6 protein-coding genes are annotated in these 10,491 nt (G+C 70.1%); 5 read left to right on the forward strand and 1 reads right to left on the reverse strand.

Features of this window, described 5'->3' with window-relative positions; translation table 11 throughout:
• Positions 1-88: 88 nt before the first annotated feature.
• From ABFX50_RS45875 to ABFX50_RS45885, 3 genes are all read left to right on the forward strand, one after another.
• A complete protein-coding gene (locus ABFX50_RS45875) occupies positions 89-1,651 on the forward strand; it encodes a hypothetical protein (RefSeq protein ID WP_346156382.1) in 1,563 nt (520 codons plus the stop codon).
• On the forward strand, positions 1,644-4,799 hold the full coding sequence (locus ABFX50_RS45880; RefSeq protein ID WP_346156385.1) for a phage minor head protein: 3,156 nt from the start codon (positions 1,644-1,646) through the stop codon (positions 4,797-4,799). The genes ABFX50_RS45875 and ABFX50_RS45880 overlap by 8 nt, the downstream gene beginning before the upstream one ends.
• Positions 4,800-5,142: 343 nt before the next feature.
• Positions 5,143-5,778, forward strand: a complete 636-nt coding sequence (locus ABFX50_RS45885; RefSeq protein WP_346156388.1) for a hypothetical protein — start codon at positions 5,143-5,145, stop codon at positions 5,776-5,778.
• 25 nt (positions 5,779-5,803) lie between these two features.
• Here ABFX50_RS45885 and ABFX50_RS45890 read toward each other — a convergent pair whose 3' ends face one another.
• Entirely contained in the window at positions 5,804-7,720 is a 1,917-nt protein-coding gene (locus tag ABFX50_RS45890; protein ID WP_346156390.1) for a hypothetical protein, read from the reverse strand.
• Positions 7,721-7,923: 203 nt separating this feature from the next.
• Between ABFX50_RS45890 and ABFX50_RS45895 the strand changes: the two genes are divergently transcribed.
• Positions 7,924-9,570, forward strand: coding sequence for a major capsid protein (locus tag ABFX50_RS45895; protein ID WP_346156392.1), 1,647 nt, complete (start codon positions 7,924-7,926; stop codon positions 9,568-9,570).
• Between the two features lie 73 nt (positions 9,571-9,643).
• Complete coding sequence (locus tag ABFX50_RS45900) at positions 9,644-10,483, forward strand: hypothetical protein (protein ID WP_346156395.1); 840 nt, start codon at positions 9,644-9,646, stop codon at positions 10,481-10,483.
• Positions 10,484-10,491: the final 8 nt, after the last annotated feature.

Genomic DNA, 10,491 nt, shown 5'->3' on the forward strand with positions numbered 1-10,491 from the left:
TGGCGGATGCGCCGCTGAGCTGTGGGCCGGGCATCCTGCGTTCCTCGGGGGCCCGCGTCGTGACCAGTTCCCAGCCCGGCAGCCCGTCATGAAGGTGGCGCGCGAGATCGTCGCGGCCGCCCAGCGGTGGACGGTAAAACGCTTCCGCTCCCAGGTCGCCGAACCTGATCAGTCGTGGCAGCACCGGGCGTGGGCCTACTACGACAACACGCCCGAGGTGCGGTTCGCAGCGGGGTGGATCGGCAACGCGATGGGCAAGGGTCGGCTGATCGCCGGCAGCCGCGACTCCGACGGGACCGTCAAGCCGTACCCGGACTCGCACCGCGCCGCCGAGCTCGTCGCCAGCATCGCGGGCGGCCCGGCCGGGCAGTCGGAGCTGCTGGCCTCGTTCGGCCCACACCTGGTCGTCGCCGGCGAAGCGTGGACCGTGATCCAGCCGAAAATGGACCAGATCACCGGCGAGCAGCGCGGCGAGGACTGGCGGGTCCTGTCGGTGCTGGAGGTGAAGCGGCGCGGCCAGGCCCTCGAGGCGGAGATCGACGGACAGCCGGTGCTGATCCCGCAGCATGACCCGGCCGACCCCGACCAGCTCGCGCCAGTCGCCATCCGCGTGTGGGACCCGCACCCGCGCCGGCACATCGAAGCCGACTCGCCGATCCGCTCCAGCCTCGGCCTGCTGGAGGAGCTGCGGCTGTTGAACGCCGCCGTCGCCGCGATCGCCCGCAGCAGGCTGACCGGCCGGGGTGTGCTGCTGGTGCCGCACGGGACCCGCTTCCCGACCAAGAGCACCTCGACGACCAGCGGCGAAGAGGACGACCTGCTCGAAGTGTTCATGCAGGTTGCCGAGACGGCCTACAAGGACCCGGAGTCGGCGGCGGCCGCGGTGCCGATCATCTTGGAGGTGCCGGCCGAGTCGATCGCCGCCATCCAGCGGATCACGTTCGAGTCCGACTTCGACGACCTGGCGATGAAACTGCGGGAGGAGACGATCCGCCGTTTCGCGAGCGGCCTGGACACCCCGGCCGAGATCCTCCTCGGCACCGGCGACGTCAACCATTGGGGCAGCTGGTCTCTGAAGGAGGAGGCGATCACGCTCGCGGTCGAACCGCGGCTGTCGACGGTCGCCGACGCTCTCACCACGCAGTGGCTGCGCCCCACCCTGGAGGACGAGGGCCACGCCGACGCCGGCGAGGCGCTGGTGTGGTGGGACACCTCGCAGCTGCGGATCCGCGCCAACCGGCCGCAGACGGCGCTGGAGGTGTACGACCGGGGCGTCATCTCCGACCAGGCGCTGCGCCGCGAGACCGGGTTCGACGAGGACGATGCTCCCAGCAAGGAGGAGCAGGCGGCGCGGGCCGCACGCGAAGCGCCCGCCCAAGAGGAGCCCGAAGAGCAGCCGGCGGGTGGCGACCTGCCGGTCGATGAGACGAACGCGATCCCGGACACGCTGCCCGCCTCGGCCGCGCACGCCGAACTGGACCTGGCGACGCTGCCCGGCGAAGGCCTGGTGGCGCTGCTGCAGCGGCGCGACAACGAGCGCGGCCGCCGCCTCGCCGAGCTGTTCATGGCCGAGCACGGCCTGACCTGCTCCCAGCTGGACGACCTGGTGTACGCGCTGGTGACGATCCGGTGGGAGGCCGCCGGTGCCTGACGTCGACGCACGAGCCCGGCAGCGCGACGAGTTCGCCCGCACCCTGGACGGGCTGGAGCCGATGGTCGAGCGGGTCGTGCAGGCCGCGCTCGACCGGGTCGCCGAACAGTACGCGGCGTCGCTGCGCGCCTCGCTGGCCGACCTGGTCGCGCAGGGCGAACCGGTCGACGACTCCGACGCCCGCCGTGTCGCCGAGCTGTGGATCGCGCAACTGCTGCTGGTGCTGCTCGCCCTGCTGACGGTGTTCGCGGCCGGCATGGTCGCCGCCCGCCGCCTCTTCACCCGCCGCGCCCCTGCGCCTGGCCGGCCAGCGCCGCCGGATCGGCCAGGCGAGCCGGGCCCGCCACAAGTCGACGACATCGACCAGGTCGACGAGGTGCCCGACCTGGTCGACATCTACCTGCACCGCCCCCAGGACCTGCCCGCGACGGTCCGCGACTACCTGACCGCGGCCGAGAACCGGCTGCGCGACGTCGGCGACACCCTGTGGCAGGCGGCCCGGCAGGCGCTCGCCGAAGGCACCGTCGCCGGCGACGACATCGGCCAGTTGCGCGACCGGCTGCAGACCGTCTTCCGCGAAGGCGGCCAGGAGCTCGGCGAGGTGCGCGCCACCCGTATCGCCCGCACCGAGACGCTCGCCGCGTGGAACTGGGCGCAGTTGCACGTCGCCCGCACCCAGCCCGCCGCGGTGCGGCCGCTGTACAAGACGTGGGTCTCGACGCTCGATCTGAGAACGAGGGACGCTCACTTCCGCGTCGACGGCCAGACGGTGCTGCTGGACGGCGACTTCCACGTGGGCGGCGAGTTCCTGGACTTCCCCGGCGACCCGGCCGCCTCGGCCAGCAACGTCATCAACTGCCGGTGCGGCATGACGTTCGGCGACTCCGACGAGCCGAACCCCGACGAGGACGGCAGGCAAGGGCTCACCGCCCAAGAGATCAACGACGTCGTCACCGCCTTCGAGGAGCGAGGAATCGTGAGAGACCAGATCACCGCGGCGTCCGGCGGGCCGTACACCAGCGGCATGATCGCGCTGGTGCCGTCGCAGGCCGACATCGACCGGCTCGCCGTCGACGGCGGCGAACGCGCCGACGACCTGCACCTGACGCTGCTGTTCCTCGGCGAAGCCGACGGCGTCGACGCCGAGACGCGGGCGACGATCGTGGAGCGGCTCACCGAACAGGTCGGCTCCCTGCGCAACGAGGACGACGTCGCCATGCCGCTCCAGGCCGACGCGTTCGCGATCAGCGCGTTCAACCCGCGATCCGCTGAGCGGGACACCGCGATCGTGCTCGGCGTCGGCGGCGAGCACCTGGCCGCCGTCCAGCGGGCCGTCGCCTCCACCGTCGGCGACGTGTACGAGTACCCGGCCCAGCACACGCCGTGGGTCGCGCACGTCACCCTCACCTACGACGACGACCTTGGCCAGGTCGCCGCCCTGGCCGACCGCACCGGCCCGCTGGTGTTCGACCGGCTCAGGGTCGCGTTCGGCAGCGACGTCGTCGACATCCCGCTCGCCGGGCCCGCCACCGAAGGAGACACCGACATGCCCGATCAGGACCTGTCCGCCGCCGCGCCGCCGCCCCGCCGCTGGTCCACGCCCGGCGACACCGCGCTCGCCTTCGAGGGCGAGGAGACCGGCGACGGCCGAATCTTCGCGCCGCGCGCCCTGTACTGGGACGGCGAGTCGTGGCCGCTGCAGTTCGCCGACGAGATGCGCGGCGGCCACCAAGGCGCCGTCCTCGCCGGCGAAATCCAGCAGATCAACCGGGTCGGCGGCCGCATCACCGGCGGCGGCGTCCTCTACACGAACCGGGACGCCGGGCAGGCCGCCATCGACCTGCTCGACGCGGACGCGCCCCTCGGCGTGAGCGTTGATCTGGACGACGTCGACATGGAGTTCGTCGACCGGCGGCCACGCCAGGACCGCGCGCCCGACGCCGACGAAGGCGTGATCCTGCTCGCCTCCCTCAAGCAGGCGTCGATCATGCAGCTGCCCGACGGCGGCTGGTCGGTACGCGCCACCCAGGTCGCCGACTGGACGGCAAGCGACGAAGGCGTCATGGACGCGGGCAGCCTGCGCGCCGCCCTCACCGCCGCCGGCGTCGTCACCGCGGCCGCCGGCGACAGCGACGACAAGCCCGGCGAAGTCCTGTTCAGCGAGCAGGCCGGCGACTTCGTCATGCGCATCACCAAGGCGCGGCTGCGCGGCGCCACCCTGGTCGCCATGCCCGCCTTCGACAAGGCCTGCATCACGCTGGACCCCGCCGACAGCTACGCGCCCGGCCTGGCCGCCGCCGCCTGCGACGACTGTGAGCAGATCGAGGTGGAGGCCGCCGACGTGATGGACGCGCTGACCGCCTCCGCCTGGCACGAACTGCAGGCGCTCCCGGCGATGCCGGCCGCCTGGTTCGCCGAGCCCACCGCGGATGAGCTGCCGCCCGACTCCGGCGGCGTCCACTACCGCGACGGCCGCATCTACGGATGGGTCGCCCAGCGCGGCGTCCCCCACGAGGGCATGCCCGGACGCCGCCTGACGATCGAGCAGCTCGGCGACATCGACTTCTCCACGTTCCTGCGCGCGAAGATGAACCTCGACGACGGCAGCACCATGAAGGTGGGCGCCTTCACGATGAACGTCGGCCACCACCGCGACGGCGCCGAATGCGAGACGGCCGCCTGCCAGTTCGACGACACCCGCACCGTCGCCGGCGTCGTCACCGTCGGCATGAACGAGCGCGGCATGTGGTTCTCCGGCGCGGCCGCGCCGTGGCTGTCGGACTGGGACCGGCTCGTATTCGCCAGCTGCCAGCCCAGCTACCACATGCGGCAGAACCCGAACGGACAGTGGGCGCTGCGCGCCGTCCTGACCGTCCCGGTCCCTGGGCACCCGTCGCGGCTGGCAGCCTCCGCGGTGATCAGCCGGTCCAACATGGCGCTCACCGCGGCCGCCGTGCCGCAGCAGCCCGCGCCAACGCTCCCCGAGATCGACTACGGCCGGCTGGCGGCGTCGCTGGCCCCCGCCGTGGTCGATGAGATGGAGCGGCGCGCTGCCGCCCGCGCCGAGATCGAAGCCCTGTCGGCGGAGCTCGACGCCGTGCGCGCCGAACTGGCGCAGGGCATGGCCGCCAGCGTGAAGGCCGGCTGATGGTGTGCCGCCCGTGCGCGGCCCGCGCGGCAGCGACACCGATGTGGCAGGTGAAGGACGCGATTGGCCGCGTCGTCTACGAATCGGCGTCGCGATCGACAGCTGACGCGGTCGCCGAACGCTACCCGGGCGGCGAGGTTGCCGCCGCTCCCGCGACCGGTCCAGCCGATACGGCGCCCGCCCCGTGAGCATGCTCCTTGCAGCGCCCCGCATCGTGCGGGGCGTTCGCAAGTCACGGCCAAGGGCGAGTGCTTAGAATCCGGCACATGATCCCCTCTGAGTGGCCGGTGCCACAGCTGCTTCCGCTGGCGATCGCCGTGGGCTGTTTTGCTCGGAGCTCGCGGTGAAGAGACTGTTCCGCTCCACTGGCCGCGCCAGCAATGATCAGCGGCTAACGACTGCTGAATTACTGCGGCGCAGAAAGACGGCGGGTCTGCGAGCGTTGTTGACTGTCGGGGCGTTCTGGGGTGTTGCCGGGGTCGCTGGCTTCGCCTACTTCAGAGGCGTGCCCCCCGAGATCGAAGGCTGGCTCGTCTTCGTGGTGCTATCTGCGGCGGCCGTGTATGCCTTCTCAACCGTGCAGTACGACCATCGTCTCCTCAACCATCGGCAGCAGGCCACCCTCGCATACGAGAAGCTCGTCGATGCGGAAGACACCGAACTCGAGGACCGACTCGCGGAGGCCTCGCAGCGCCTCCAAGACACGTCCCGAGAACTCGCCGAACTGCAGGTGATGGCCGCTCACCGTGCGGAAGAGGTCGAGAATCTGCACCGATCAGCGGTAGAGGCGCGTCAACAGGCTGAGAGAGACCGCGAGCACGCCGACGTGGTGCGGGCATACCTCGACGTCAACTCGGACGAATTGGATCAACGTCAGCGTCGCATGAACTGGCGCTTCGTCCTGATCGGAGCCGGGGGTGGCTTCTTCGTTGGCCTCGTAACCAATTGGGTCTACGACTGGCTCAAGCTCTACCTGTGAGGCCGCGTCCTGCGCCGGACCGCCGTCATATGTACAGGTGATCACCTGGGCGTTGTGCCGTCTTGCACGCCTCGAGAAAGTCGGACTTCTGGGTCTGGAACGTGTTGTGGGCGGCGACCAGATCGTCCCCGGTCAGGGCGGCTTCCAGAACGATCTCGACCTCCCACGCGGCGAGATAGCTGCTGAAGAGCGCGATGCTATCGACGGCGCCGGGTGTGGCTGGTCCGCCATGGGTAATGGCGTTACGGATGCGGACGAGCCGGTCGACCAAAGACAGCCACTGGTTTTTAAGCTCGGTAAGCCACTGGTCGAACGCTGCAGGCTTGTCCAACCGATTGTGAAGGGTGCGCAATCGCCGACCCACCTGATGGTGCCGAGGGTAGAGGGCCTGGAGTTCTTCTACGGCTGTCCGTGTCGAGTTAGGCACGAGGTCCACACGGTCCAGGCCGTCGTAGTGCACGGTCTTATCCTTGATGGTCTGGAGCGGCTGCCACATCGCCGGCGGCAGCTGTGACAGTTCAGCCCCGACCGCGTCATAAATCGTGGCAGCGAGCTCTCGTCGGCACTGATACACCAACCATGCCGACTTCATGTACCTGCTCAGATGGTCGCCCCACGGCGTCGTGCCCACCCGCGACCCTGCGACCTCGATCACGCGCACGTTCGCAGTCACACGGCCGAGAGCTGATTGGTCTTGAGCGTCGCGCCACCAACCCAGCAGTTCTATCGCTTCGGCAAGACGGCCCTCAGTGATCGGGATCTTGCTGTGGGCTGTGGCCCAGGTGGCCATTTCTCTGAAGACTCGGGCTTGCCGGTCGCGACCGGCACCAGCCGGGTCGCTGCTGGGGGTAATGAGCTGCAGCCTGAGTTGGGTGGGGGACTTGTGCTGTGCGCCGGGAAGGAGATGCCAGACCCGATCCCAGGAGGCATCCGCGTGGAACTTGCCGAGCGTTACTAGCGCCTCGACCTGGTCGCGGGCAGTCTGCACGGGGTCGACGTAGGTGTTCGCGGGCAGAAAGACACGAACCAGCACGATGCCTTGGCCGCGCGCCATCTCGGCGGCCATGTGCCCGTCGTGGTCAGTCCATTGCTCGCCGTACTGGGCAAGCTTGGAATCGATCGCCTGCGGCTCAGGGGGCACGATCTGGCTCTCGAAGAAGGCCATGTTCTCGATCGTGACGGCATTGCGCAGGTGAAGAGCGGCTCGCTCGTAGGCCAGCCAAACCACATGGTCATGAGGGGCCACGGGCAAGGCGAGGTAGCGGCTGACAAGATCACGCCGCCCGGTGGCGGACAGCTCTGTTGTCTCCCAGACCTCCGGCGCGTCAAGGGAGTCGGGCATCCCGGTGTCGCCTAGCGCGACGCGGATACGTAGGACTGTGGACGCATCGTTGTCGAGAAGTCCGTCCAAGTCGTACAGGAACTCTTCGAGATCATGCTCCGCCAGGCGTGCACACGCGAGGAAGAGATCACGTCGTAGGGCGATCGCGTCAGGGGACGACTCCACCCGCCCGCATTTTGCCCACAGGTCGAGCCAGGCCGCTCGAAGCACGTCAGGGCTCTTGAGGCGTTCGAGGAGAACACCCAGCGCCGCCTCTGCAGGTGCTCTGCTTGCGGTCGCATCGTTGCGGAGAGGCACCAGCGCCGCTTTAAGGGCCGTGAGCTCTGCCTGTATCGCATCTCGAACGTTCATGGGCAGTGCGGACTCTGTTGAGCGGTTAAAGTCGTCGATGGCCGACTGCAGTGCCGCTGGGTGATTGCCTGGGTCGAAGCTGCGTGAGTCGCCCAGCCACTCTTTAAGCTCCATGGCGGCCGAAGGGACGGTGAGCGTTGACGGGCTGGACCAGGCGCGCTTAGGCCCCTTGAGGGCGTTCCGCGCCTCATCTGCGGTGTCAGGCATTGACGTTGCTGAAGCCATCGGCCACCCGTCTTCCATGGTCATCTGTATCGGTGTCTAGGGTGACAGAAACGACCGCTCGGGGCGTATGGTGCGGGTGTAGGCACTACCGTTTCGCGGCAGTCCGCGAAACGGCAGCACGGCTCTGGACGGGTTCAAGCCCCTGGGCCTGCAAGCGGTTAAGCTACCTGGCTAGATAGCTGCTGGCCGCGGGCCGGGCTCTCCTTCTCACACAGGAGAGAGGCCCCGTGGAGCGGTTTGAGCTTCCCGACGACATCACCGCCCTGGACGACGTCGAACTGTCAGCGCTCCTCGAGGGTGCTGTCGCCGCGTTCGACGCGCTGTCCACGAGCGACCGAGTTTCCCCCGACGACCTGGCCGAGCTTCGCCGCCTGTCCGGCGCGGTGACCAACATCCGCGGCGAGATGCAGTCCCGGCTGGAGGCAGCGGAGGCTGCCGCCGCCGAGATCGACCAGCTGGCCGCCCAGGTGCGCGGCACTCCCGAGGAGCCGGTAGAGGCCGCTGCCGAAGGTGGCGAGGCGGCTGCCGTTGAGGAGCCCCCGGCCCCGGCCGAGGAGCCGGTGACCGCGTCCGCTCTGGTGCCGCGCCAGCGCCCAGCGCTGGACCTGTCCGGGGTGCGTCGCCGGATGCCGTCGGTGCTGCCGCCGCCCCCCGCTCCCGGACCCGAGATCACCGCGTCGGTGGACGTGCCCGGCTACCAGCCCGGCCAGCCGCTCGACATGGACGGCGTCACCGAAGGCATCATCCGCAGGGCGAACGCCCTCAAGACGGCTGGTGGCGGCGTCGGCTTGACCGCCAGCTACCGGCTGCCGTTCCAGCACGAGTTGATCATCAACGACTCGTCGTCGGGTACGGAGGGCACCCGGGCGGTGATCCTCGCCGCCGACCAGTCCCGCCTGCCCGCCAACCCCTCCACCGGGGAGCGGAACATCGTCGCCTCGGGCGGCTGGTGTGCGCCGTCGGAGACGGTGTACGAGCTGACCGACATCGCCTGCCCCGAGATGCTGTGGGACCTGCCGGAGATCCAGCTCGCCCGCGGCGGTCTGCGCTACTTCCCGATCCCGTCGCTGGACGTCGCGTCGATGACGTTCGTGCACACCGAGGCCGACGACATCGCCGGGTCGACGAAGCCGTGCTTCAAGATTCCGTGCCCGGACCCGATCGAGGTGCGCTGCGACGCCATCGGCGTCTGCCTCGAGGCGGGCATCCTGACGCAGCGGCACTTCCCGGAGCTGGTCGCCTGGTACCAGCGCAACGTGATGGTCGCCCACGAGCTGCGCATCCGCCAGCACCTGTTCGAGGCGGCGGTGACGCAGGCCACCCCGGTCACCATCGCCGCCACGTTCGGCGCCCTGTCGGCGATCTACGCGGCGATCGCGCTGCAGGCCGCCGACATGGTGGAGCGGCACAGCCTGTGTGACTCGATCAACGTCGAGGTCACTCTGCCGTGGTGGAGCCGGTCGCTCATGCTGGCTGACCTGGCCAGGCAGAACGGCCGCCGCCTGGACGAGGTCCGCGTCTCCGAGCTGGTCGAGCTGTTCGCGACGTTGGGTGTCCGCATCCAGTGGGCGCGCGGCCTCGGCCCCGCCGTCCCCACCGAGATCGGCGGCCTCACCCCGGCTGTCGACTGGCCCTCCCAGCTGCAGTTCCTCATCTACGTCGCCGGCAGCCTCCAGGCCGGCCGCGGTGGCGAGATCAGCCTGGGCGTCATCCACGACAGCACGAAGTTCTCCACGAACGACTACACCGCGCTGTTCTCCGAGGAGTGCGTGGCGCTCATCAACCGCGGCCCCGACCTGCGGCTGGTCACGGTGCCGATCTGCCCGAACGGCGCCACCGCCGCCCAGATCACCGCTGCCTGCCCGATCGCCTGACCTCCGCCGATCCCGCCAGGCACGGGTGGCTCGCCCCGTGCCTGGCGCCTCGACCTCGTGAGGAGGTGGCCACATGCCGCACCCCGGCATGAGGCGGCGCGTGGCCGCCATCCCCGGCACGCCGCTGCCGAACGGCCTGCTCGGCGGCTGCACCACCGTGATCGACGTGGAAGACGAGCACGAGCTGCTCGGCGTCGACTGGGTGTCGCTGTCGTGCAAGCACGCCTACCCGACGGACTGGTGCCCGACCGACGACGCCGGCACACCGCTGCCTCCTCCCGGCCCGAAGCAGTTCGAGCGGCCCGACAGCGAGAGCGCCGGCCCGGTCACCGTGTACGCGGGGGCCATCTGCTCCGCGCCCGGCTTCCCCTACGCCGAAGCCGAGCAGCACGCCCGCGCCGGCCTGTCGCAGGGGGAGGGGCGGGCGCTCGAGGAATGGTTCTGGCAGAACGTGCTGGCCCCGGCCGCCGTGGACCGCACCCCGCCCGCCGGCCCGGTGTCGGTGTCGCAGGGCGTGTCGATCCTGGAGGGGTGGCTGGCCACCGACTACGGCGGCGTAGGCGTGATCCACGTCCCCGCCGGCGCGGCCGCCCTGCTCGGCCGGTTCCACCAGCTTGTGCCGCAGGGCAGCCGCGTGCGGACATGGCTCGGCAACTGCGTCGTGCTCGGCGCGGGCTACGCCGTCAACACCGGCCCCGACGGAAGCCCGGCCCCGGCCGGGCAGGCGTGGCTGTACGCGTCCGGCCCGGTCGTGGTGCGGCGCGGCCCGGTCGACGTCATCCCGGGGACCGCGCCGCCCAGCGTGAACATCCGCAACAACGACCGTTTGGTGCTGGCCGAGCGCACTTTCGTCCCGTCGACGACGTGCGCTGTGGAGGCCGTCCTGGTCGACCTGTGCTCGTGCTGCCCGTAGGAGACCGC

It is taken from the genome of Nonomuraea recticatena, from assembly GCF_039533245.1.
GTDB classification, from domain to species: Bacteria; Actinomycetota; Actinomycetes; order Streptosporangiales; family Streptosporangiaceae; genus Nonomuraea; species Nonomuraea roseola.

What these genes read in the sequence shown, in the direction of transcription:
- ABFX50_RS45875 (WP_346156382.1), top strand. Translation starts at nt 89, where the DNA reads ATGAAGGTGGCGCGCGAGATCGTCGCGGCCGCCCAGCGGTGGACGGTA.
- ABFX50_RS45890 (WP_346156390.1), bottom strand. Translation starts at nt 7,720, where the DNA reads ATGACCATGGAAGACGGGTGGCCGATGGCTTCAGCAACGTCAATGCCT.
- ABFX50_RS45900 (WP_346156395.1), top strand. Translation starts at nt 9,644, where the DNA reads ATGCCGCACCCCGGCATGAGGCGGCGCGTGGCCGCCATCCCCGGCACG.